This is a genomic window from Verrucosispora sp. CNZ293 (assembly GCF_002754655.1).
In genome coordinates, this window is record NZ_PEFR01000001.1 from 1,655,670 (window position 1) to 1,677,277 (window position 21,608).

Below are 21,608 nucleotides of genomic sequence, written 5' to 3' on the forward strand. Positions count from 1 at the left end.
CCCACCCACACCCCCGTCAACGCCCACCCAAGTCACCCAAGCCGTTGATCATGAGGTTATAGCCGGGGTAAGCGCTTACCCGGCGCAATAACTTCATGATCCACGGAAGAAGGGGCGTGCGCGGAGGGCAGCGGGGAGGGAGGGAGGGAGGTTGTTAGCGGGGGTTGAGGTCGGCGATCATTCGTTCGAGGATCTCCGGGGTGCGCTCTGGCGGCTCGGCCTCGACGCAGAGCCGCTCCATGGCCACCGCGTAGAAGTCCAGGTCCTCGCGCTTGTCCAGGTAGATGGCGCTGGTCAACTGTTCGATGTAGACGATGTCGGGCAGGTCCTGGTCGCCGAAGCGCAGGATGGTGAAGGCACCTCCGGCAGCGGCGTGTCCGCCGGCGGCGAACGGGATCACCTGGAGCCGGACGTTCGGCGTACGGGTGGCCTTGAGCAACGCCTCCAGTTGGCCGCGCATCACCTCTGGGCCGCCTATCGGTCGGCGCAGCGCCGCCTCGTCGACGACCGCCCACAGGCGCGGCGGACGCGGCCGGGACAACAACTCCTGTCGACGCATCCGCAGGTCCACCCGACGGTCGATCTCATCGGGACCTGCCGTGCTGTGCCCGAGCAGCACCACGGCACGGGCGTACTCCGGGGTCTGCAACAGACCCGGGACGAACTGGACCTCGTAGCTGCGGATGAGCGCGGCCGCGGCCTCCAGGCCGAGGTACGACTGGAACCATCCCGGCAGGACGTCGCCGTAACGGTGCCACCAACCCGGGTTGTTCGCGTCCCGGGCGAGCTTGAGCAACGCCGTCCGCTCCTGCTCGGCGGTGACGCCGTAGAGCGTGAGCAGATCCGCGACGTCGCGTTCCTTGAACCCGACCCGACCCAGCTCCATCCGGCTGATCTTGGATTCCGAGGAGCGGATCTCCCAGCCGGCGCTCTCCCGGGTCACCCCCCGCGACTCCCGCAACCGTCGCAACTGGGCCCCCAGCAGCATCCGCAACACGGTCGGGCCGGCCGCCGGGCCCTCCTCGGCGGAAACCATTGTCACCTACCGTCCTCCGCATGCCGTCAGCGGCCGATCCGGTGGACCGACTCGACCGACGTGTAAGCATGCCATGAACCGTCAGTGAGGTGAACCGCCCATCCCGCGCGCGACGAATCCCGTCGATGGGATGTGGGGTCAGCCGATCAGATGATCGAAGTCACCGTCCCGGGCACCGAGCACGAACGCGGCGATCTCGTCCACCGTGTAGATCAGTGCGGGTCCTTCAGGGTGCCGGGAGTTGCGCAGGGCGATGCCCGCGCCACCGGGCAGCTCCGCCAGTTCGACGCAGTTTCCGCTGGGGTTGCTGCGCCGGCTCTTCTGCCAGGCGAGGGGAGGCAAGTGGTTAACGGGAACACCGTTGGGCGGCTGCTGCATGAGGGCTTTTGTTCTCTCCGATAGGCGCCGGTGCCGTGGGAGGGGCGGTAGCGGCTTGAGGGACCGTGTCGGCTCGGTATGCACGTGCATCTGCTATTGCATCTGCAATGGACACCGGGGATGATAACGCACGTGCGTGACGCTCACCTGCTCACGTTCTGTTCCGCCAACCTGACGACCATCAGGGGAAACGAGGTGTCTGGCAGCGTCCGCCGATCGGCGCCGGGCGTGTGTCGCGGGGAAGGGAGATGGTGGTGCCGGATCCGCTGACCGTCGCGTCCGGCATCTGCGCCGCAGGAGCGCTGCTCTCCTCCTGGCAGTTGGGACGCAGGGCCGTGCGGGCCGAAGCCGAGATCGGGCGACTCCAGGCCGAGCTCACCGCCGAGCGACACGCCGCCAGCCACGACCCGCTGACCGGCCTACCCAACCGGCGGGCCTTCTACCGCCTCGCCGCGACGCTGCTCACCGACCGCTCCGGCCACCACCTGATCGCCGTGGTGCTCGATCTCGACGACTTCAAACAGATAAACGACAGGTACGGGCACGCGGCTGGCGATCAGGTGCTGGTCAGCGTCGCCGAGCGACTGGCCACCTTCGCCGGCGACAATTTGGTGGCCCGCCTCGGTGGTGACGAGTTCGCCGGACTGCTGGCCACCCCGACCCTCGACCGGCGGTGGATCGACCACGCGACCCGACGGCTGTACGACATGCTCGCCGCGCCGATCCCGATGGGTGCCGTCAGCCTCCGGGTGACCGCCTCCGTCGGCCTGGCACCCGTGCAGGACAGTCAGCTCACCGAGGCGCTCAACCGCGCCGACGCGGCGATGTACGAGGCCAAGGCGCTCGGCAGTGGCCGACTGGGCCGCGCCCTGCACGACACTGCGTACCTCGCCGAGTGCTGAAGCCGTCCCGGTTGCGACCGCGACCCACGCGTCGCCGGTCGAGAGCCGGGTACTCCGCCAGAACCAGGTCCGTACGGCGGAGGGAAGATCATGGCGGACATCAGAGCGTTGGTCCTCAACTGCACCCTCAAACGCTCCCCCGCCCGGTCCAGCTCGGAAGTCCTGGCACGGGAGGTACTCGACGCCCTCGGCGAGCAGGGGGTGACGGGCGAGCTGATCCGGGTGGTGGACCACGACGTCCGCTTCGGTGTCTCCACCGACGAGGGCGACGGGGACGGCTGGCCGCAGATCCGCGCGAAGCTGCTCTCCGCACAGATCCTGGTGATCGCCACACCCATCTGGCTCGGCCAGCCGTCGAGCGTGTGCAAGATGATCCTGGAACGCCTCGACGCCGAGCTCAGCGAGACCGACGAGCAGGGGCGGCTGCTCACCTACGGCAAGATCGGCGCAGTAGCTGTGGTCGGCAACGAGGACGGCGCGCACCACACGATCGGCCAGGTGCAGCAGGCGCTCAACGAGGTCGGCTTCACCTGCCCGGCCGCCGGCGCGACCTACTGGGTCGGCGAGGCGTTGCACAAGACCGACTACATCGACGCCCGCCCCAAGTCCGACACCACCGGTCGGACGACGAGTGCGATGGCGCTCAACAGCGCCCACCTGGCTCGGCTGCTCGCGGAGCAGCCGTACCCGCCGCCGGACGCCCGCGACGCCGCTGTCGAACCGGCGCAGCGGTCAGGCTGAGCCCACCGGCTCCGCAGCGAGGCGGGCGGTCAGCGCCAGCCGTACCCCGCGCGCAGGGCCTGACCCACCCGGTCGAATCGGGCCCGGTCCAGCACCGCGCCCTCCCGGCGGATGCTGTCCTCCCGCATGGTCAGCACCCGGTCCAGGCGCACCCAACTCGGACGCCGGTCACGGTCCCATTCCCCGGGCCCGAGCGCCAGCCAGTGCCGGTCGTCGTGCCGGTCCTGCTGGCTGGAGAGCATCAGCCCGAACAGCGTCCGGCTGTGCCGGCCCACCACCAGCACCGGTCGGTCCTTGCCCTGCCGGGGGTCGTCCTCATAGGACACCCAGGTCCAGACGATCTCGCCCGGGTCGGCCTGGCCGTCGGGCTCGGGGGCGTACGACAACTCGCGGCGCTGCAACGCGCTCACCTGACGCCGACGCGCGAGCTTCGCCGGGGACGGCCCGGCGGCCCGCGGCCTCGGGATCACCGCGCCGACACGGGACGCCACACTCCTGAGCAGACCTGCCACGGCGGCAGCCTATCCGCCGCCACCGGCCCTCCCGCCGGCAGGGAGTGTGCGCGGCTGCGCCGGGTGTGGGTAACGCCTCACCCGACGATCGGGTCGATGCCACCACCAGCGGTCGGCAGCCGCGCCACCATCTCCTGGAACTCGCCGACGGTCACCGTCTCGCGCAGGGTGGCGAACACGGCGGCGGCCCCGGCGGCCGCCGTCCGCTCGTCGACTCCGGCCCGCTCGCCCACCCGGCGCAGGAAGTCCGACGGTCCGCCCGGCGACACCGCGTCGGTCAGCTCGGTCGGCAGGTACCCGGTCGGGTCGATCGGCGACGAGCCGGTCATCCGCTCCACGACTGTCTGCAGAACCGCCCGCGCGACGATGGCCGCGGGTTCGGGCGCCAGCCCGGACCGGCGTGACACCGCGGCGACGAACAGCGGAAACCGCACGGCGCCCTCCCGTCGTCAGCGCCGCGCTGGATACCCTCGCCGGCACCGGGCAAACGCCCGGTGCGGACCGCGGCCCGATCGACTCCGTGCGGTGCCGGGCGGGCCCGTCAAGGACCGACCACGAGCGCGGTCGGCGGGACGAGCGCCGCCCGGAGGTCCCTCGGCCGTCGTGCGCGGCTCACACGCACACGTCGCGCCCCCGTTCACCCGCCACGTGTGCGTGCCCGAAAGACCACGCTGGCAACCACCGGGCCGTAGCTTTCCGACCGCCGGGGTTGCCAGGCGAATGCCATCGTACGCGTACAGTAAGGAGTCCTGTCAATGCTGGATTCCGTGTCCAGTCCTCGTGTAAATCTGGTGTTCCGCCGTGCGAGGAGCCTCCATGCCTGAGGAGCCGGACCACCCTGGCGAGACCTTCGCCGAGCGTCTCGACTGGCTGTTCCGTACCACCCCGGACCCGACCGGCAAGCCCTACAGTGTCCGCTACGTCGCCGGCGAGCTGACCCGACGCGGCTGCCGGATCTCCCACACCCACCTCAACAACCTGCGCCAGGGCCGGGCACCGGACCCGCGACGGTCGGTGATGGAGGCGATAGCCGCCTTCTTCGGCCGCCCACCCTCGTACTTCACCGGGCGACCGGCCGACCGGGATCCGCCCGACGACGAACTCGTCCGACTGCTTGCCGATCCGTACCTCCGGCAGGTGGCGCTGCGGCTCGTCGACGCGCGCCTGTCGCCGGAGGGACACGCCGTCGTGGTGGCGGTGATCGAGCAGGTCCGCCGGCTCGAGATCGCCGCCGGCACCCGAGGCGGTGACGCCGCGGGCGTCGCCGGTCGGTGAGCGCGCCGGCCGGCAGCCCGGTCAGGGGTTCGGCTGCGCGACCGCACCCCCGGCCGCCTCCGGGGCCCGCTGCTGCGCCTCCCGCCAGCGTGCGGCCCGTACCCGGTCCATGGTGTAGCACAGCTCCCGAGGGGCCTCCGGCCGTCCGGGCACCCGGTCGAACGGGAACCCCCGGCCGGCGTAGTCGTAGTGGGCCTTCAACAGCCGGGTCAACCCCGCCATCGCACCGATGATCTTCTTGCGCGGTCGTCCGGTGGCCTCGGCCAGATCCCCCACCGTGAACAGCCGCTCCGGCTCGGCGGCGAGCGCGTCGAGCACGGCGCATACCGTCCGGTGGGTGGCGCTGCGCCCCTGGCTGAGCCGGCGCAGATCCTCCACCGTCCAGTCGGACTCCGTGGGGCGGTGCGACGGGTCGGTGCGTCGTCGGGGCACCGACCCCACCCGCTGCCGGGCGTCGAGGTCGGCCAGCAACCGGGCCACGTGCGGGATGTACGCCAGCGGGACCGCCACCAGTACCATCCCCTCCGCAGGCGTCCCCGGACCACCCGTCGACGGCGGGTACGGCGGCAGCGCCGGCATGTTCACGACGTCGACGGCGTTGCCGTGGCCTGGGCGGGCACGAACCGGTAGCCCAGACCGCGTACCGTCACGATCATCGGTGCCTGGCCCCCGTCCAGCGCCAACCGCCGACGCAGTCGCTTGATGTGCACCGTCAGGGTGTTCGACGTGTCGTCGGAGATGCCACCCCAGACGGCGGCGAGCAGTTGCTCCCGGGTGACAGTGCGCTCGGCGTGGCTCATGAAGAAGTAGAGCAACCGGAACTCCTTCAACGGCAGGGCCACCGTCCGGCCGTCCAGGCTCACCTCGAACGTCGCCGGGTCCACCCGCAGCCCGCCGAGCTCGATGGGCGGATCGAGGGCGCCTGAGGTCTCCGGGCGGATGGCCCGCAGGATGGGCAGCACCTCCTCGGCCCGGTAGGGACGCCGTACGCAGGCGGTGGCACCGGCCTTGAGCGCGGCGGCGGCGACCCCACCGTCCTCGTCGCCCACCCCGACCACCGTGGGAATCCCCGCCCGGCGGGCGAGCAGCCGCACCAGCTCGGTGCAGCTCATGGTGGACAGGCCGGCGGCGACCACTGCCGCGTCCGGTTGCAGCGCCCCGGCGGCCAGCAGCGCCTCGGCGGCGTGCGCGAAGTGGTGGCCGCGTACCAGATGGTCGGCCAACTGGGCGACCAACGCGGCACCGACGCTCTCGTCGTCGTCCACCACGAGCAGCACGAAACGCCCGTCGGATCGATGGTCACCCCTGGTGGCCTCGACGAGATTGTTCATCGCACACCGGCTCCGGTTCAGTTCAGGCCCGCCGCGACACCCTCGGTCACGCCGGGCGATCCCCCGCACTACAGGTCGGCGACGGTCGGACGGACGTGGCTGGGCGTCACGACGAGCAGCCACGCCCGGTGGGTCACCCTGGACCAACGGCGACCCATCATCGACAGTCGCGGTCGGCCTCAGCCGAAGCGACCGGTGATGTAGTCCTCCGTGCGCTTGTCCGCGGGGTTGGTGAACAGCTTGCCGGTCTGGGTGAACTCGACGAGCCGCCCGTGCCGCTCCTGCGCCTCGTCCACCTCGGCGGTGAAGAACGCGGTGTAGTGGCTGACCCGGGCCGCCTGCTGCATGTTGTGCGTGACGATCACGATGGTGTAGTCGTTCGTCAGCTCGAAGATCAGATCCTCGATCTTCGCCGTGGCGATCGGGTCGAGGGCCGAGCAGGGCTCGTCCATCAGGATCACCTCGGGCTTCACGGCGATCGTCCGGGCGATGCAGAGCCGCTGCTGCTGGCCGCCGGAGAGCGCCAGGGCGCTCTTGCGCAGCTTGTCCTTGACCTCGTCCCAGAGCGCGGCCTTGGTCAGCGCCTCCTCGACGTGGTCGTCGAGGCGGCCCTTGATGCCGTTGATCCGCAGCCCGTACGCGACGTTGTCGAAGATGGACTTGGGGAACGGGTTGGGCTTCTGGAACACCATGCCGATGCGCCGGCGCACCTGGATCGGGTCGACGTCCTTGGCGTACAGGTCCTGGCCGTGGAAGAGGACGTCACCGCTGACCCGGGCACCCGGGATCGGGTCGTTCATCCGGTTGAGCGCCCGCAGCACGGTGGACTTGCCGCAGCCGGACGGCCCGATCATCGCGGTGACCTGGTTCTGCTGGATCGGCATGCTGGTGCCGCGGACCGCCTCGTAGCTGCCGTAGTAGACGCTGACGTCGCGCAACTGCATCACTGACGCGGTTGCGGCGTCCGCGCCGGAGATGGTGGTGCCGGGAGCGTGCACCGCCACGGACGGGCGGGTGGTGAGGTTGGTGTCGTTGATGGCCATGTCAGCGCTCCTTGATGGCGAACCGGCTGGAGATGAATCGGGCGATGATGGTGAAGCCGAGCACGATCACGATGAGCGTCAGCGCCGCACCCCAGGCCCGGTCCTGGGCGGCTTCGAAGGGCTGGCTGGCGTTGCGGAAGATCTGTGCCGGCAGCGCCGTGTTGGAGCCGTCGAAGAGGTTCCAGTTGGGCGAGAAGACGATGCCGGTGACGATGATGATCGGAGCGGTCTCGCCGGCCGCGCGGGCGACGGCCAGCAACGAACCACTGGTGATCCCGGAGATCGCCGCCGGCAGCACCACGGTGAGCGTGGTCTTCCACTTGCGGGCACCCAGCGCCATGCTGGCCTGCCGCAACTCGTCCGGGACCAGCCGGAGCATCTCCTCGCTGCTGCGGATGACCACCGGCAGCATCAGGCAGGCCAGCGCCAACGCGCCGGCGAAACCGGTCTGCTCACCGACGAGCAGCACCCAGGAGATGTAGATGAACAGCCCCATCACGATCGACGGCACGCCTGTCATCACGTCGGACATCAACCTGATGATCCGGGCCAGTGGCCGCTGCTTGCCGTACTCGTTGAGGTAGATCGCGCCGAAGACGCCGAGCGGGATCGCCATCAACGCGGCCATCCCGGTGATGAGCAGCGTGCCGACGATCGCCGGGCCCATGCCCCCGCCATCGCGGCGGTAGGAGTTCGGGATGTCCTCGTTCAGGAACGACAGACTCATCACCCCACCGCCCTTGGCGATGACGGTGTAGGTCACAAGCGCCAACGGGATGACGGCGAGCAGCACAGCGGTCCAGATGGCCGCCGTGGCGAGATGGTTGGTGAACCGGCGGCGACCGGAGAGCGCCGCCCGGGTCAGGTCGGGCCCGGGCGCGGCCGGGCGCGCGGCGGGTGGTGCGGTGAGAGTCACGCGACACTTCCCTTCATCCGGGCCTCGGCCCGACGGACGACCACCTGGGCGAGCACGTTGATCAGCACCGTCATGGCGAACAGCACCACGCCCAAGCCGATCAACGCGGCGGTGAAGGTGCCTGTGGACTCGCCGAACTGCTGCACGATGACGGCGGCCATCGAGTTGCCGGGGGCGAACAGGTTGGCGGTGATGTTCGTGGCGCCGCCGATGACAAGCGCCACCGCGATCGTCTCGCCCATCGCCCGGCCCAGGCCGAGCATCACCGCGCCGACGACCCCGCCGAAGCTGTGCGGGAAGACCGCGCCCCGGATCATCTCCCAGCGGGTGGCGCCCAGGGCGAGAGCGGCGTCCTTGTCGGCGCGCGGCACCGTGCTGAACACCTCGCGGGTGATCGAGGTGATGATCGGCGTGACCATGATCGCCAGGATCAGGCCGGCGGTCATGAAGTTACGGCCGCTGCCGACCGGGCCGAAGAGGCGGCCGAGCAGCGGTATGCCGCCGAAGACGTCGTGCATCCACTGGTAGATCGGGACCAGCGAGGGGGCCACGACCAGGATGCCCCAGAGACCGAAGACCACCGACGGCACGGCGGCCAGCAGGTCGATCACGGTGACCGCCGGGCCGCGCAGCCGGCGCGGGGCCAGCTCGGTCAGGAACAGGGCGATGCCGACCGAGACCGGCACCGCGAACAGCAGCGCGATGAGCGACGAGACAGCGGTGCCGTACGCGAACGACAGCGCACCGAAGATGGCGTCGCCGGTGGCCGGGTTCGGGTCCCAGACGCGTTCGGTGATGAAGCGCAGCCCCATCGCGTCGAACGCGGGCCAGGCCTCCCGGACGGTGGTGATGAGGATCAGCCCGAGGATCGCAAGCACCAGCAGACCGGTGCCGAGCGTCCACCAGGAGAAGATGCGGTCGCCGAGGGCGCTGCTGCCGCGCTGGGTCAACGTCGGCTTGGTGGCGGGGGGATTGTTCGTCAAGGTCATCTTCACTCCAGCTCAGGTACCCCGCTAGGGACGGGATCGACGTGATCCCGTCCCCAGCTGGAACGCCCTAGCGATCTTGATTTGATCAGCCCTGGATCTTCTCGACCTGGGCCAGCGCCTTCTCCTTGAGGGAAGCCGGCAGCGGTGCGAAGTCGACCTCCTCGGCCAGTTCCTGGCCGTCGTTGAGCAGGTAGGTGAGGAAGCCCTTGACCAGCTCGGCCTTGGCGGCGTCGCCGTACGAGGTCTTCACGATGATGAAGGTCGGCGCGGTGATCGGGTACGCGGTGGCACCGGCGGCGTTGAGCGGGTTGTAGCTCAGGTCGTCGGCGATCTCGGCACCCTCCAGGCCGGCGGTGGTGCCCTCCAGCGTCGGCTCGACGAACTGGCCGTCCTTGTTCTTGATGGCGGCGAACTTCAGGCCGGTCGCCTTGGCGTCGCTCAGGTCGACGTACCCGACGGCACCGTTCGTCTGCTTGACGATCTGGGCGACGCCCGTGTTCTTCTCGCCGCCCTGGGTGCTGGCCGGCCAGGCCACGGTGTCACCGCTGCCCAGCTTCCAGGTGCCGGCGGCAGCGGCGTCGAGGTACTTGGTGAAGTTGCTGGTGGTGCCGGAGCCGTCCGACCGGTGCGCGACGGTGATCGGCGTGCTGGGCAGCTCGACACCGGGGTTGTCGGCCTTGATGGCCGCGTCGTCCCAGGTCTTGATGTCGGTCTGGAAGATCTTGGCGAGCGTCTCCGGGCTGAGCTGGAGCTTGTCGACGCCCTCAAGGTTGTAGGAGACCGTGATCGGGGCCGCCACCGTCGGGACGTAGAGGAACGAGCCGGCGGCGACGCCGTCGGTGTCCTTCACCAGGCTGTCGGTGCCGGCGAAGTCGACAAGACCCTCACCGAACTGCTTCTTGCCGGTGCCGGAACCGGTCGCGTTGTAGGTGACCGTGACGTCGGACGCCTCGCCCTTGAAGGCTTCGACGACCTCTTGGTAGTAAGCGTCCGGGAAGCTGGCGCCCGACGCCTTCAACTCGCCGGACAGGTCGGCGTAGGCGCCGTCGCCGCCACTGCCGCCCGGCTCCGAGCTGTTGCCGTTGCTACCACAGCCGGTAAGCGCGAGCGCGGCAAGCGCGACGCCGGCAAGGACGCGCCGCGAAAGCACGTTGCGGTTCACCAGGTAAGCCTCTCTATCGGGGTGCATCAGCCCGTCCGGGCCGTACGCGAGTCAAGTTAGGAGGCGCAGGTAGCCGGACTCCCGGACCCAGGTGAACGAAAAATGAACTTGCCGGCTCGGTGGTGGCCAAACGGGAGCCAGGATGTGACGTTGCGGACGCGGCGTACCGGATGTCCGGAATTTCGCGCGTCGACGGCTGGCCTTCGCGGGCCGACTCAGAGGCGGATGGTGCCGGTCACCAGGTAGACGACCTGGCGTCCGACGTTCACCGCCTGATCGGCGTAGCGCTCGTAGTACCGGCCGAGCAGGGCCAGATCGATCGCGGACTCCACCCCGTAGGGCCAGCCGGCGACGAGCAGTGACAGCAGGCGTTCCTGGGCGGCGTCGACCTCGTCGTCGTCCAGCCCGAGCTGCATCGCGTCGAGCCGGTCCCGAGTGGCCAGCACCAGCGCGCTCTTGTCGGCGACGCGTGCCGCCGCCTCGGCCAGCGCCGTCATCACCGGCATCGCCGGCTCCGGGACCACCCCGACCGGATGCCGGCGCAGCGCGACCTTCGCGACGTGCACCGCGAGGTCACCCATCCGTTCCAGGGCACCGGCGATCCGCAGCGCGCACACCACGAGCCGCAGGTCCGAGGCGACCGGCTGGTGCCGCACCAGCACCTCGGGGATCATCGCCTCCACCTCGGCCCGCCGGGCGTCCAGCACGGCGTCACCGGCGAGCACCGTCTCGGCCGCGCCCCGGTCCACCTCCAGCAGGGCGGTGCTGGCCCCCCGGATCGCCGCGCCGGCCTCCCGGCTCATCAACGCCAGGACGCCGGTGAGCCGGTCGAGCTGCTCGTCGAAGCTGTCCCGACTCATCGCACGCCCCTCCCCGTCGACCGGTCAGCCGGTGACGGTGGCACCCGGAACCGGCGCGGCAGCCGGCCCACCCTGGACAGCAACCTACCTGCCCCGGGTTGACGCCACCCGTCGGCCGGCGGTGCCATCGGCGGGTCGGGCCGGGCACCGGTCAGTCGGCCAGCACGTCCAGCAGCAGGGCCGCCGTCCAGCTGAACGCCGGTGAGCCCAGGCCGGCACCGGTGTCCGGGTGGAAGTACTCGCGACAGCCGGCCCCGGCAACCAGTTCGATCATCGACGAGCGCAGCCCGGCCGCTAACCGGTCGTGTCCGTGCGCCAGCAGTCCATGCCGGACCAGCCAGGTGATGTTCAGCCAGCTCGGGCCGCGCCAGTAGCGCAGCGGCTCGAAGTCGGTGGCGGTGCGGTCGTGGCTGGGCAGTGGCCGGTCCATCCGCGCGGCGAGACCGAAGCGGGCCGAACGGGCCTCGGCCAGCACCGCATCGACCTGTCGCGCCGGCAGGCCGGGCAGGATCAGCGGGGTCAGTCCGAGCACCGTACGCGCCGGGGTGAGTCGGCCGGTACGCAGGTCACGCGGGTGGAAGGTGCCACTGTGCGGGTCGTACAGCCGGGTCACCACCGCCTCGGTGATCCGGGCCGCCCGATCCCGGTGCGGGCCCGGGTCGGCACCGACCACCCCGGCGATCCCGGCGAGCGCCAACTCCGACGCGCCCATGGCCGCGTTGAACAGCGGGCACTCCACCAGGAACGGATGCCGCTCCGCCAGGTCGTCGTCGCGGTAACCGCCCGCGCGGTACGCGGTGACGATCGTGACGTACCGCGCGTAGTCCAGGTCGGTGGGTCGGTGCGCAGGATCGGCGTGCACGGTGTCCCGCCGCCGGTACGCCCGCATCACCGACGCCTCCGCCGGCACCGCGGACATCGGTGCGTCCCAGGCGGGGCTGTTGTCCAGTCCGGACTCCCACGGATGCACGATGCTGGCCAGCCCGGCGCCACCGACATCACGGCAGGTGGCGAGGTACCGCTGCTGCGCCACCAGGCGCGGATAGAGCCGACGCAACGCGGCCCGACCGTCCTCCGACGGCACCCGACGGTACGCGTGCCAGGCGGCCAGCGCGTGCACCGGCGGCTGCACCAGGCCGGAGGTGGCCATCGGGGGCGCTCCCGCGACGGTCTCGGACGCCCAGAACGCGGGCCCGGGAAAGTACGCCCCACCGGAGACGGCCGGGTTGAACACGATGTGCGGCACCCGACCGTCGCGCCACTGGGCACGGAACAGGCTTGTCAGCTCCGACCAGGTGCGCGCCGGATGAACGTGGGCCCAGCCGATCGCGATGAAGGCGGAGTCCCAGCTCCACTGGTGCGGGTACAGGGTGCGCGACGGCACCGTGTGTCCACCCGCCCAGTTGCCGTCGAGGGTGTCGCGGGCCAACTCCCAGAGCCGGCCGTCTTCGTCGGCGGTCTGGCCGGCGACCCGCACGGGTGGGCCCGACTCGGCCGGCGGAACAGTTTGGTTCACCATGTGTCACAACATGGTAGCGGTGAGGGCGTTCCCCCGCGTCGCCGGCAAGCTGTTCACCTACAACGAGTTCGTGACCGTCGCCCGACTGCCCTGAGCAGTCCGGATACGGTGCAGACATGAGCAACCGCACCCGCTGGGCCACCGACACCGGTCCCGAGCACTCGCAGTGGTACGTCAACAGGTTCCGGCAGTTGGCGGCCGAAGGAGCCGACCTGGCCGGTGAGGCCCGGCTGCTCGACACGCTGGTGCCGCCGGCCTCCCGGATCCTCGACGCCGGCTGCGGCACCGGCCGGGTCGGTGCCGAGTTGGCCAGGCGCGGCCACACGGTGGTCGGGGTGGACGCCGACCCGGTCCTGATCGACGCGGCCCGCGCCGACCATCCCACGCCCCGCTGGCTCGTCGCCGATCTGGCCGAACTGGACCTGGCGGCACTCGGCGAGGACGAACCGTTCGACGCGGCGGTGCTCGCCGGGAACGTGATGGCCTTCGTCGCCGAGGGCACCGAACGTCAGGTGCTGCGGCGCGTCGCCGCCCACCTGCGCCCGGACGGCGTGGTCGCGGTGGGGTTCGGCACCGACCGGGGGTACCCGCTCACCGACTTCGACGCCGACGCGGTCGGTGCCGGGCTGCGGCTGGAACACCGCTTCGCCACCTGGGACCTGCGCCCGTGGCGCGACGACGCGGACTTCGCCGTCACGATCCTGCGTCGCCCCGCCTGATATCGGCGTGGAAGCGTTGCGAGCCTGATCGTAATCTGAACGGATGCCTCCACAGCTCCCGCACGCCGAACCAGGCACGCCGGACACGCGGGGGCCACTGCGGTACATCTGGTGGCTGGTCCGCTGTCAGCCGGGGCGGGTGCTGCGCGGCGGACTGATCGGCACGGCCTGGATGCTCGGGTTGTCGGTCCGGCCGTACCTCGTCGCCCGCGCCATCGACGACGGGCTGCGCCCCGGCGACCACCGGGCCCTGTTGTGGTGGGTGGCCGCGATCGTCGTCGCCGGGATGTGCCTGGCCTACCTGGGCATCATGCGGCACCGGACGATGACGTTCGTCCGGGAGGACGCGTCGGCCCGGTCCGCCGGTGTGCTGCTCCGTCACCTGTCCCGGATCGGCGCGGTGCTGCCCCGCAGGCTCGCCGCCGGGGAGGTCGCCACCGTCGGGGGTGCCGACATCATCAACACCTCGGCGGTGCTGACGATGACGGGTCCGGGCGTCGGCGCGGTCATCGCGTACGCGTTCGTCGCCTTCGTACTGTGGTCGGTCTCCCCGCTGCTGGCGGTGTTCGTGCTGCTCGGCGTGCCGGCGGTGGTGCTGGTGATCGGGCCGCTGCTGCGCCGCCTCGAACGGGTCGAGTCGGGCTACCGCCACCAGCAGGGCCTGCTCACCACCCGCGCCGCGGACATCGTGGCCGGGCTGCGGGTGCTCGCCGGGGTCGGTGGTCGGGGCCTGTTCGCCCGCCGGTACGCGGAACGCTCGCAGCGGCTGCTGGCCGAGGGTTACCGGGTCGGTGCCGTGAACAGCTGGATCGAGGCACTGACGATCGCCATCCCGGGGCTGTTCCTGGCCGCCGTGGTGTGGCTGGCGGCGCGGATGGCCTCGGCCGGTGACATCACGATCGGGCAGATGGTGGCCGTCTACGGATACGTGGCGGTCCTCATCGTGCCGGTGTGGTTCCTGCTCGAAGGTGGTTATCAGCTCATCCGGGGGCGGGTCGCCGCCCGCCGGATCGTCGCGCTGCTCAACCTGACGCCGGACGAGGCCGGCCCACCGTCGCCGCTCGACGGAACAGCGACCGAGGCCGGACCGGACCGGCCCGCCGACCTGCACGATCCGGACAGTGGCCTGACCGTGCCCGCCGGGCGGCTGCTGGCCGTCGCCGCCGACGACCCGGCCGAGGCCGTCGTGTTGGCCGACCGCCTCGGACGGTTCGTCGCCACCGATGTGACCTGGGGTGGCGTACCGCTGACCAGGATGGCGCTCGACGAGGTGCGGGCCCGGATCCTCGTCGCCGACCACGATTCCTACCTCTTCGCCGGCACGCTGCGCGAGATCCTGCGTGGCCGTGCCGACCTCAGCGACACCGACCTGCGGGCGGCCCTGCGCACGGCGTCGGCGGAGGACGTGGTCGACGCCCATCCGGACGGGCTCGCGATGCCCGTCAGTACCCGGGCCCGGACCCTCTCCGGCGGCCAGCGACAACGCGTACGACTGGCCCGGGCCCTGCTCGTCGAGCCGGACGTGCTGATCCTGATCGACCCGACCTCGGCCGTGGACGCGCACACCGAGGCCCGCATCGCGCAGCGTCTCGGCGCGGCGCGGGCCGGGCGCACCACTGTCGTCATGACCAGCTCCCCGTTACTGCTCGGTCGGGCCGACCTGGTGGCGCATCTGCGCCAGGGCCGGATCGTCGCCGTCGGCAGCCACGTCGAGCTGCTGGACCGTGACCCGAGCTATCAGGCCCTGGTGTCCCGGGACGGCGCGACCGCCGACGTGGACCGGTCGCTGCGGTGAGCGGACTGCCCGTCGCCGACCGCACTGTCGTCCGCCGCGCCGCGCTGGGCCTCATCGCCGTGGACCGGCGTGCGGTGGTCGTCATGCTGGTGTTGCACGGTGCCGCCGCGGTCGCTGGACTTGCCACGCCGTGGCTGCTGGGCAAAATCGTCGACCAGGTCGCGGCCGGTGCGGGTGCCGCCGCCGTGGACCGCCTGACGCTCGCGATCGGCGCGAGCGTGCTGGCTCACGGGCTGCTCACCCGGTACGCCCAGTACGCCGGCCACCGGTTCGGCGAACGCGCCGTCGCCCGGCTGCGGGAAGGATTCGTCGCGCGCACGCTCGACCTGCCCATCTCCGTCGTCGAACGGGCCGGCACCGGCGAACTGACCACCCGCAGCTCGGTGGACGTGACGACAGTCGGGAGCACCGTTCGGGACGTGGTGCCCGTCATGGTCATCGCCTCGACCCAGTTGACGCTGCTCTTCGGCGCGGTCTTCCTGCTGCACCCGTTGCTGGGCCTGGTCGCCCTGACCGGGCTGCCGTCGATCGTCGCGGTCACCCGCTGGTATCTGCGTCGGGCCCGGCCGGCGTACCTGGCCGAGGGGGCCGCGACCGCCGAGCTGACCGAGGCGCTCACCACGACCGCGGAGGGGGCCCGCACCGTCGAGGCGCTCCGCCTCGGTGCCGACCGCATCGCGTCCGGCAGGCAGCGCATCGGCCGGGTGTGGACCACCCGCCGGGCGACCCTGGCGCTGCGGTCGGTCTTCTTCCCGGTGGTGGAGGCGAGCTACGCGCTGCCGATCGCGGTGGTGCTGCTGTTCGGCGGATTCCTACTGGACCGGGACATGGTGACCCTCGGCGCGGTGGTGGCCGCCGCCCTCTACCTTCAACAGGCGATCGAACCGCTGGACCGGCTGTTGCAGTGGATGGAACAGGCCCAACGTGGCCTCGCCTCGTTCGCCCGCGTGCTCGGTGTCGGCCAGCAGGCCGAGCCCGCCGCTGCCCCGGTCACGGCCGGGACACCACGACCACGCCGCCCCGGCACCGTCCGGTCCGGGCGGCTCGTCGTGCGTGACGCCCGATTCTCGTACGCCGACGGCCACGACGTGCTGCACGGCATCGACCTCGACGTACGCCCTGGTGAACGCCTCGCCATCGTCGGCCCGTCGGGGGCGGGCAAGTCCACCCTCGCCCGGCTGCTCGCCGGGATCGACGCACCCCGCGAGGGTGTGGTGAGCCTCGACGGCCGTCCGGTCACCGACCTCGCCCCGGCCGAGCGGCGTCGCCGGATCGCCCTGGTCACGCAGGAACACCACGTCTTCATCGGTACGCTGCGCGACAATCTCGCCTTCGCCGCGCCTGAGGCGTCCGACGAGCAGATGCGCGCCGCACTTGTCGCCGTCAGCGCCGACTGGTACGCCGACCTGCCCGACGGGCTCGACACGCAGCTCGGCGACGGTGCCCGCGAACTCGGGGCCGCCGACGCCCAACAGCTCGCGCTGGCCCGGCTGGTCCTGGCCGACCCGCACACGCTGATCCTCGACGAGGCGACCGCCGCGCTCGACCCGACGACCGCCCGGCGCACCGAACGGGCCCTCGCCGCCGTGGTCACCGGGCGCACCGTCATCGCCATCGCACACCGGCTGAACACCGCACACGACGCCGACCGGGTGGCGGTGCTGGAGGACGGCCGGATCACCGAACTCGGCAGCCACGACGAGCTGGTCCACGCCGGTGGCGCCTACGCCGCCCTCTGGAACTCCTGGCACGGCTGAACCGGCAGCGCTGTCACTCTCCCACGGACGGGGCTGCGCAGAGGGATTCACGTTGGATAGTGTCGGCCCCGCCACGAAACGTGACTGACAAGCGACAAGTGCGGTGGACCGGAAGGACGGCATGGCCAGCATCGAGCAAGTGAAGGCCGAGCTCGCCCAGGCAGCCGAGCAGTGCAACGCGACCACGGGCCAGATCCGGGCCGCCATCGACGGCACCGAGCAGGTGATCTCCCGGCTGCGTGCGGTCGCCGCCGGCACCGGGCATCCCGCCATCGCGGAGGCGATCTCCCGAGCCGAACAGAGCAAGCAGCGGCTGGTCGAGGCGGCAACCGTCCTCCAGGGCAGCACCCAGGCGGCCCGGCAGTACATCAGCATTCTCGGCTGAGCCGTGAGCATCGGCGAGGTCAAGGCCGCACTCGGCGAGGCGGACCAACTGCTCGATCAGGCAAGGACCACAATCGAAGGGGTCGGTGCGGCCCTGGACGAGGTCTCCGGGTTGGTGCTCACCACCCTGCACGACAGCCGCCGGACCGAGGCGGACCAGGCCCGCAAGGCAATCGCCGACGCGATCCGCGAGGTCACCCTGACCCTGCGGGCCATCACCACGGCCCAGGACAACGGCAACGCGTACCGGAAGCTGCTGGGATGAGTGCCCTGCTCGCCCAGGTCGTCGCCCAACTCAGATCCGCGATGGACCAACTGGACGGCCTCGCGGTGCAGGCAACGCGCGCCGCCACGGACGTCGCCGAAGCGAACGCCCGATACACGACGGCCGGCCAAGGCTCCGATCACCCGACCCTGCGTGCGGCGGTGACCGGCAGCCGCACCGGTGTCGACAAGACACACCGGCTTGCCAGACTGAGCAGTGAAGCGGCCCGGAATGTCGCCGCGTACCTCAACGCCATCGCCCCGGGGTCGCTGCCGCAGACATCTGCCGCTCCGTCCGGCCCGCCTTCCGGCGAGGACCTCACAGCCGACAGCGACCGACGCGACCTCGGCCGTCGACGGATGCGGGGAGTATTGAACCGGTCTGTGCGTAAGGCCGACGAGCTACAGGACCACGCGGTCAACGCAACAGACGCCACACAGCAGATGATCAATATTCTCCGTGGTCCCAAGGGCTCAGACGGGACCCACTCCACCGCGACTGGCACCCCCACGAACCCGAGCCCGACAGCACGCCCGAAGATTGACAGCGCGGAGGCTGCGGGGAATCTTGTGATAGTCGGCCTGCTGGCAGGTGTGGGGGCTCGGTGGTTCGCGAATGCGATCGGCAAGACGATAGCGAGGTTGAAGCGGTGACGGTCCAGACGCTCAGCGAACTGATCCGGGCCTTGGCCCGAGCCGACTGGGATGCTGCCGAGGCTATCGTTGCCGAGATCGGCCGCGGCGGCTGGGTCGGCGGCCTACAGGTCATCGGTGCGGCGTTCACCCTCGCCGTCCATCGGCACTTCCCCGCCGAGGCCACTCCCAGCGATGTGGCCGCCTGGGTGTCCAGGACACGTGCCCGATATCAGGACGGGGACACCCTGCCAGCCCTGGAGATGGAAGGTCTCATCCGCGCCGCCCTCGGCGAACCGGAGCTGATCGACAACATCCCCGCCGAAACTATGATCGCTGCCGAGGTCTTCGTCCTCGGACAGCTTCTGCTTGAGAAGAAGCTGACGCCAGCGGAGCTCGACGAGTTCGTGGCGGAGGCGGAGGAAGTCGCGGCCGAGTACATGTAGAGCTACGGCTAGCCGTCACAGCCGTATCCCAACTCGCGCACCGCTGCTGTTCGACGACGGATCGCTGGGTGGTGCTGTCGTGTCACGTGGAGATCAGGTTCTTGGCGTCCAGGCAGAAGCGACGGACGGCGGGGGTGCGACGGTAGGGTGCGAGGGCACCGACCAGATTGCGTACGTGCTTGGTGCATCTGGCGGAGGTGACCTGACCGGTGAGCGTCTGCACCGCCTGGTCACCCAGGGCGAGCGCTTTGTCGAGGTCCGGCTGTGCCTGCCGCACGTAGGTGGTGGCGAGCAACGCGTTACGCAGGGCAGCTTCTCGGGAGTACTCGCTGCTCTGTAGGCGTAGCGCTGCTCGCAGGTGCTCTCGGGCGCGGGACCAGTGTTCGAGCTTGACGTAGCAGTATCCAGCCTGTGCGTGGGCCTGCGCCTCGTTGATCCAGTAGGACCAGTCCGGGTCGCCGTGTTCCGGTCGGCTGTCGGTGAGGCGGTCGAAGGCGCGGTCGAGCGCGCGACGGGTGTCGGTCACGGACTGGTTGTTGGCGTATGCCTCGGCAGCCCTCAGGTCGAGAATTGTCGACACCCTCGGGCTGGATTCCGGGTAGGTCGCGCGCGCGGTCTCGGCGAGGGTCACGGCCTGACGCAGTTGACCGAGGTCTTTGGCCTGGCAGGACATGAACCCGAGGATGTTCGCTCCAAGGCCACGGTCGCCGGCGGTATGGGCCTGGTAAAGCCCGGCGATCCAGAACCGCTGGGCTTGGCTGTGGTGCCCGCCGTCGAACGAAAGCCAACCAGCAAGCCGTAGCAGTTCCCCAGCGGTGCCGTGGAGGCGGCGGCCAACGCTGTCGGTGTAGCTGCGATCACGCAGCACGCCAACCACCGTGCTCAGATGGTGGCGAACCATGCCGAGGGTCTGGCCGCTGCCGAGGTGATCGTCCATGCGACGCAGGCTGGCGGTCACCGCGTCCAGGTGGTCGACGACCTCACTGGAGATCGGCCGGCCGCTGGACGACGCCACCGCGTGCGGAGGTTGGGAGATCAGCCACTCGTGCGCGGGTGACGTCAGTGCGGAACCGAGCAGAGTGAGAAACATCCGTCGGTGCATCATGCCCTCAGGTTCGTTCACCACCTCGGCGGCCCGCAAGGCCCCGGCCGGGGACCAGGGCAACTCCAGACCGGCCGAGGCGGGTAGCGCCTCGAACCCGTCGTCGGGCCAACCCAACTCATCGAGAGTGATCGTCCGTTGCAACTGCTCTGACAGCAGCGCGGTGGTCAGCGAGGGCCAGGGGTTACGGGGTGCATCGCCCTTCTTCCACTTGTACGGAGTCTTGACATGCAACCGATCCGTGCGGCCATGCCGTTCGGCGCACTCGTTCAGACGTCGGGCGAGCTGTTCAGGCTGCCAGCCCACCTCGGCCAGCAGCCGGGTGATCGCCTCTCCGCTGGACACCACGCCATCACCCTCCGTACGTAATGCTCATCACACGGAGAGTAACGGACAGTTGTGGACGAGAACGCCCTCGCCACCGGTCCGCACCGGTAGGCACCCCGCGCACCTCCTCACCCGACTGTCGTCACTGGATGGACTGACCACATGAGGATGGCGATGATGGTGCTCGGCGGCGTACTGCTGGGGTTCCTCTCCGGGTTGTTCGCGTTCAAGGTGAAGGCACGGTGGTGCCCGCGCTGCGGAGCCTCCACGGAGGCCATCCGTCCGGCGGCGCGGCGATGACCGGCGGCAGCCGGCAGGAGCTGCCGATCGGGCGGCGTATCGCGCAGCTTCGGGTCCGCCGTGGGATGAGTCAGCAGGTTTTCGCCGACCGGATCGGCAAGTCGAAGAGCTGGGTCGACAAGATCGAACGCGGCGCCCGCCGACTCGACCGGCTGTCGGTGATCGAGACGGTCGCCGGGGCGCTGGGCGTCGCCACCGGCGTGCTTGTCGGACGTGACAGCCGTCAGCCGACGGTCACCGAGATGACGGCCGCCGTGGAGCGGGTCCGGGAGGCCCTCGCCCGCTACGACATTCGCACCACCTACGGCACGGCGGCGGATCTTGACCGGCAGGTCGGGTACGCGCTCGCCGCGTACCGGCACGCCCAGTATCCGCAGCTGCTCCGGATCCTGCCCGACCTGCTCGCCGACGCCCGCCACACCGCAGCCGCCGACATGCCGGTGCCCGCTGTCGACATGTTGGTACGGGTGTACCGGCTGGCCGCCCAGGTTCTGGTCAAACTCGGCGAGCCCGACCTCGCCTGGCTCGCCGCCGACCGGGCAATGGCCGCTGCCGGCGGCGACCCACGGCGTACCGCGATCGCCGTGGTCGGCCTGGCACAGGCGCTGCGTGCGGTGCGGCGCGGCCGGCTGGCGCTGGCCGTCGCTCGCACCGCCCTGTACGAGCTCGGCCCGACGCCCTGCCCCGACAGCCCACCGGAGGATGTCGCCCTTGTCGGCGTCCTGGTTGTCGAAGCCGCCCTCGCCGCCGCCACCTGCGGCGACGCCACCACCGCCGGCAGCCTCACCGATCAGGCCGCCGGCCTGGCCCGCCTATCCGGTCATGGTGGCGGGTTCGGGCCGGTCACTGTCGATCTCGCCCGTGCCCTGACCGCCGCCAGCCTCGGTGACAACGGCCTCGCCGTTGCCACCCACAAACGCACCGTCAGCACAGCTGCCTGGCATCGGCTGCCCGCCGAACACCGCGCCGGTCACCTGATCGACATCACCCGCGCCCACCTCGCCCTCGGCGACCATCAGGCCGCCGGACGCGCCCTGGTCACCGCCGACCGGATCGCCCCTGCCGAGACCCGCCTGCGCCCGATCGCCCGCGTCGCACTCACCGCCGTGCTTCGCGCGGGCACCTCCCCTGCCGACGTGACCCGCCTCGCCGCCATGCTCGGCCTGACCCGGCAACCGTGACCCGCAGCCCATCCACAGCCCAACCGACCGACGAGA

General features: G+C 70.7%; 25 protein-coding genes. 12 read left to right on the top strand and 13 right to left on the bottom strand.

The window, feature by feature from the left end:
* Nucleotides 1-154 precede the first annotated feature (154 nt).
* On the bottom strand, nucleotides 155-1,036 hold the full coding sequence (locus tag CLT74_RS07600; protein ID WP_486582703.1) for a helix-turn-helix domain-containing protein: 882 nt from the start codon (nucleotides 1,034-1,036) through the stop codon (nucleotides 155-157).
* Nucleotides 1,037-1,174: 138 nt separating this feature from the next.
* On the bottom strand, nucleotides 1,175-1,414 hold the full coding sequence (locus CLT74_RS07605; RefSeq protein ID WP_099845908.1) for a DUF397 domain-containing protein: 240 nt from the start codon (nucleotides 1,412-1,414) through the stop codon (nucleotides 1,175-1,177).
* Nucleotides 1,415-1,668: 254 nt separating this feature from the next.
* Between CLT74_RS07605 and CLT74_RS07610 the strand changes: the two genes are divergently transcribed.
* Nucleotides 1,669-2,316: a GGDEF domain-containing protein gene (locus CLT74_RS07610; protein ID WP_099851525.1), complete on the top strand. Its 648-nt coding sequence runs from the start codon at nucleotides 1,669-1,671 to the stop codon at nucleotides 2,314-2,316.
* 90 nt (nucleotides 2,317-2,406) lie between these two features.
* The gene (locus tag CLT74_RS07615) at nucleotides 2,407-3,057 is read left to right on the top strand and encodes an NAD(P)H-dependent oxidoreductase (protein ID WP_099845909.1); all 651 of its coding nucleotides are present in this window, start codon (nucleotides 2,407-2,409) and stop codon (nucleotides 3,055-3,057) included.
* A gap of 29 nt (nucleotides 3,058-3,086) precedes the next feature.
* Here CLT74_RS07615 and CLT74_RS07620 read toward each other — a convergent pair whose 3' ends face one another.
* Nucleotides 3,087-3,569, bottom strand: coding sequence for a type II toxin-antitoxin system PemK/MazF family toxin (locus tag CLT74_RS07620; protein ID WP_099845910.1), 483 nt, complete (start codon nucleotides 3,567-3,569; stop codon nucleotides 3,087-3,089).
* A gap of 77 nt (nucleotides 3,570-3,646) precedes the next feature.
* Nucleotides 3,647-4,003, bottom strand: coding sequence for a DUF2267 domain-containing protein (locus CLT74_RS07625; protein ID WP_099845911.1), 357 nt, complete (start codon nucleotides 4,001-4,003; stop codon nucleotides 3,647-3,649).
* Nucleotides 4,004-4,385: 382 nt separating this feature from the next.
* Between CLT74_RS07625 and CLT74_RS07630 the strand changes: the two genes are divergently transcribed.
* Nucleotides 4,386-4,844, top strand: a complete 459-nt coding sequence (locus CLT74_RS07630) for a transcriptional regulator (RefSeq protein ID WP_099845912.1) — start codon at nucleotides 4,386-4,388, stop codon at nucleotides 4,842-4,844.
* Nucleotides 4,845-4,865: 21 nt separating this feature from the next.
* Here the strand turns inward: CLT74_RS07630 and CLT74_RS07635 are convergent, their stop codons facing one another.
* The 8 genes from CLT74_RS07635 to CLT74_RS07670 all read right to left on the bottom strand — a co-directional run bounded on the left by CLT74_RS07635 (nucleotide 4,866) and on the right by CLT74_RS07670 (nucleotide 12,664).
* Nucleotides 4,866-5,363, bottom strand: a complete 498-nt coding sequence (locus tag CLT74_RS07635) for a hypothetical protein (protein WP_486582704.1) — start codon at nucleotides 5,361-5,363, stop codon at nucleotides 4,866-4,868.
* Nucleotides 5,364-5,425: 62 nt separating this feature from the next.
* On the bottom strand, nucleotides 5,426-6,175 hold the full coding sequence (locus CLT74_RS07640; RefSeq protein WP_099845913.1) for a response regulator transcription factor: 750 nt from the start codon (nucleotides 6,173-6,175) through the stop codon (nucleotides 5,426-5,428).
* 179 nt (nucleotides 6,176-6,354) lie between these two features.
* Nucleotides 6,355-7,218: a phosphate ABC transporter ATP-binding protein PstB gene (gene pstB / locus CLT74_RS07645; RefSeq protein ID WP_199172134.1), complete on the bottom strand. Its 864-nt coding sequence runs from the start codon at nucleotides 7,216-7,218 to the stop codon at nucleotides 6,355-6,357.
* 1 nt (nucleotide 7,219) lies between these two features.
* Entirely contained in the window at nucleotides 7,220-8,134 is a 915-nt protein-coding gene (pstA, locus tag CLT74_RS07650; RefSeq protein ID WP_099845914.1) for a phosphate ABC transporter permease PstA, read from the bottom strand.
* Nucleotides 8,131-9,123: a PstC family ABC transporter permease gene (gene pstC, locus CLT74_RS07655; RefSeq protein WP_486582116.1), complete on the bottom strand. Its 993-nt coding sequence runs from the start codon at nucleotides 9,121-9,123 to the stop codon at nucleotides 8,131-8,133. The genes pstA and pstC overlap by 4 nt, the downstream gene beginning before the upstream one ends.
* Before the next feature lie 85 nt (nucleotides 9,124-9,208).
* The gene (gene pstS, locus CLT74_RS07660) at nucleotides 9,209-10,285 is read right to left on the bottom strand and encodes a phosphate ABC transporter substrate-binding protein PstS (RefSeq protein ID WP_099845916.1); all 1,077 of its coding nucleotides are present in this window, start codon (nucleotides 10,283-10,285) and stop codon (nucleotides 9,209-9,211) included.
* Nucleotides 10,286-10,500: 215 nt separating this feature from the next.
* Nucleotides 10,501-11,145: a PhoU domain-containing protein gene (locus tag CLT74_RS07665; protein WP_099845917.1), complete on the bottom strand. Its 645-nt coding sequence runs from the start codon at nucleotides 11,143-11,145 to the stop codon at nucleotides 10,501-10,503.
* 151 nt (nucleotides 11,146-11,296) lie between these two features.
* Complete coding sequence (locus tag CLT74_RS07670; protein WP_486582117.1) at nucleotides 11,297-12,664, bottom strand: MGH1-like glycoside hydrolase domain-containing protein; 1,368 nt, start codon at nucleotides 12,662-12,664, stop codon at nucleotides 11,297-11,299.
* A 116-nt stretch (nucleotides 12,665-12,780) separates the two neighbouring features.
* Between CLT74_RS07670 and CLT74_RS07675 the strand changes: the two genes are divergently transcribed.
* The 7 genes from CLT74_RS07675 (at nucleotide 12,781) to CLT74_RS07705 (ending at nucleotide 18,662) form a co-directional block, all read left to right on the top strand.
* A complete protein-coding gene (locus tag CLT74_RS07675) occupies nucleotides 12,781-13,383 on the top strand; it encodes a class I SAM-dependent methyltransferase (RefSeq protein WP_099845919.1) in 603 nt (200 codons plus the stop codon).
* 43 nt (nucleotides 13,384-13,426) lie between these two features.
* A complete protein-coding gene (locus tag CLT74_RS07680; protein WP_099845920.1) occupies nucleotides 13,427-15,178 on the top strand; it encodes an ABC transporter ATP-binding protein in 1,752 nt (583 codons plus the stop codon).
* Entirely contained in the window at nucleotides 15,175-16,935 is a 1,761-nt protein-coding gene (locus CLT74_RS07685; RefSeq protein ID WP_099845921.1) for an ABC transporter ATP-binding protein, read from the top strand. Before CLT74_RS07680 ends, CLT74_RS07685 begins: the two co-directional genes overlap by 4 nt.
* Before the next feature lie 121 nt (nucleotides 16,936-17,056).
* Entirely contained in the window at nucleotides 17,057-17,320 is a 264-nt protein-coding gene (locus CLT74_RS07690; protein ID WP_099851531.1) for a hypothetical protein, read from the top strand.
* 3 nt (nucleotides 17,321-17,323) lie between these two features.
* Nucleotides 17,324-17,584, top strand: a complete 261-nt coding sequence (locus CLT74_RS07695; protein ID WP_099845922.1) for a hypothetical protein — start codon at nucleotides 17,324-17,326, stop codon at nucleotides 17,582-17,584.
* Nucleotides 17,581-18,237: a hypothetical protein gene (locus CLT74_RS07700; protein ID WP_099845923.1), complete on the top strand. Its 657-nt coding sequence runs from the start codon at nucleotides 17,581-17,583 to the stop codon at nucleotides 18,235-18,237. The genes CLT74_RS07695 and CLT74_RS07700 overlap by 4 nt, the downstream gene beginning before the upstream one ends.
* The gene (locus tag CLT74_RS07705; protein WP_099845924.1) at nucleotides 18,234-18,662 is read left to right on the top strand and encodes a hypothetical protein; all 429 of its coding nucleotides are present in this window, start codon (nucleotides 18,234-18,236) and stop codon (nucleotides 18,660-18,662) included. Before CLT74_RS07700 ends, CLT74_RS07705 begins: the two co-directional genes overlap by 4 nt.
* A gap of 82 nt (nucleotides 18,663-18,744) precedes the next feature.
* On the opposite strand, the gene CLT74_RS07710 is transcribed toward CLT74_RS07705, so the two are convergent.
* Nucleotides 18,745-20,112, bottom strand: coding sequence for an NsdA family TPR-like regulatory protein (locus CLT74_RS07710; RefSeq protein WP_486582118.1), 1,368 nt, complete (start codon nucleotides 20,110-20,112; stop codon nucleotides 18,745-18,747).
* Nucleotides 20,113-20,253: 141 nt separating this feature from the next.
* Between CLT74_RS07710 and CLT74_RS30715 the strand changes: the two genes are divergently transcribed.
* Nucleotides 20,254-20,391 carry a hypothetical protein gene (locus tag CLT74_RS30715; RefSeq protein WP_199172135.1) on the top strand — a complete coding sequence of 46 codons (138 nt, stop codon included), beginning with the start codon at nucleotides 20,254-20,256 and terminating at the stop codon, nucleotides 20,389-20,391.
* Nucleotides 20,388-21,572, top strand: coding sequence for a helix-turn-helix domain-containing protein (locus CLT74_RS07715; protein ID WP_099845925.1), 1,185 nt, complete (start codon nucleotides 20,388-20,390; stop codon nucleotides 21,570-21,572). Before CLT74_RS30715 ends, CLT74_RS07715 begins: the two co-directional genes overlap by 4 nt.
* Nucleotides 21,573-21,608 lie beyond the last annotated feature (36 nt).

Excerpts from the sequence above, each read along its gene's own strand:
- CLT74_RS07670 (WP_486582117.1), bottom strand. The coding sequence starts at position 12,664 with ATGGTGAACCAAACTGTTCCGCCGGCCGAGTCGGGCCCACCCGTGCGG.
- CLT74_RS30715 (WP_199172135.1), top strand. The coding sequence starts at position 20,254 with ATGAGGATGGCGATGATGGTGCTCGGCGGCGTACTGCTGGGGTTCCTC.
- CLT74_RS07605 (WP_099845908.1), bottom strand. The coding sequence starts at position 1,414 with ATGCAGCAGCCGCCCAACGGTGTTCCCGTTAACCACTTGCCTCCCCTC.
- CLT74_RS07700 (WP_099845923.1), top strand. The coding sequence starts at position 17,581 with ATGAGTGCCCTGCTCGCCCAGGTCGTCGCCCAACTCAGATCCGCGATG.
- CLT74_RS07690 (WP_099851531.1), top strand. The coding sequence starts at position 17,057 with ATGGCCAGCATCGAGCAAGTGAAGGCCGAGCTCGCCCAGGCAGCCGAG.
- pstC (WP_486582116.1), bottom strand. The coding sequence starts at position 9,123 with ATGACCTTGACGAACAATCCCCCCGCCACCAAGCCGACGTTGACCCAG.
- CLT74_RS07640 (WP_099845913.1), bottom strand. The coding sequence starts at position 6,175 with ATGAACAATCTCGTCGAGGCCACCAGGGGTGACCATCGATCCGACGGG.
- pstB (WP_199172134.1), bottom strand. The coding sequence starts at position 7,218 with ATGGCCATCAACGACACCAACCTCACCACCCGCCCGTCCGTGGCGGTG.
- CLT74_RS07680 (WP_099845920.1), top strand. The coding sequence starts at position 13,427 with ATGCCTCCACAGCTCCCGCACGCCGAACCAGGCACGCCGGACACGCGG.
- CLT74_RS07675 (WP_099845919.1), top strand. The coding sequence starts at position 12,781 with ATGAGCAACCGCACCCGCTGGGCCACCGACACCGGTCCCGAGCACTCG.
- CLT74_RS07600 (WP_486582703.1), bottom strand. The coding sequence starts at position 1,036 with ATGGTTTCCGCCGAGGAGGGCCCGGCGGCCGGCCCGACCGTGTTGCGG.
- CLT74_RS07630 (WP_099845912.1), top strand. The coding sequence starts at position 4,386 with ATGCCTGAGGAGCCGGACCACCCTGGCGAGACCTTCGCCGAGCGTCTC.
- CLT74_RS07615 (WP_099845909.1), top strand. The coding sequence starts at position 2,407 with ATGGCGGACATCAGAGCGTTGGTCCTCAACTGCACCCTCAAACGCTCC.
- CLT74_RS07665 (WP_099845917.1), bottom strand. The coding sequence starts at position 11,145 with ATGAGTCGGGACAGCTTCGACGAGCAGCTCGACCGGCTCACCGGCGTC.
- CLT74_RS07715 (WP_099845925.1), top strand. The coding sequence starts at position 20,388 with ATGACCGGCGGCAGCCGGCAGGAGCTGCCGATCGGGCGGCGTATCGCG.
- CLT74_RS07635 (WP_486582704.1), bottom strand. The coding sequence starts at position 5,363 with ATGGTACTGGTGGCGGTCCCGCTGGCGTACATCCCGCACGTGGCCCGG.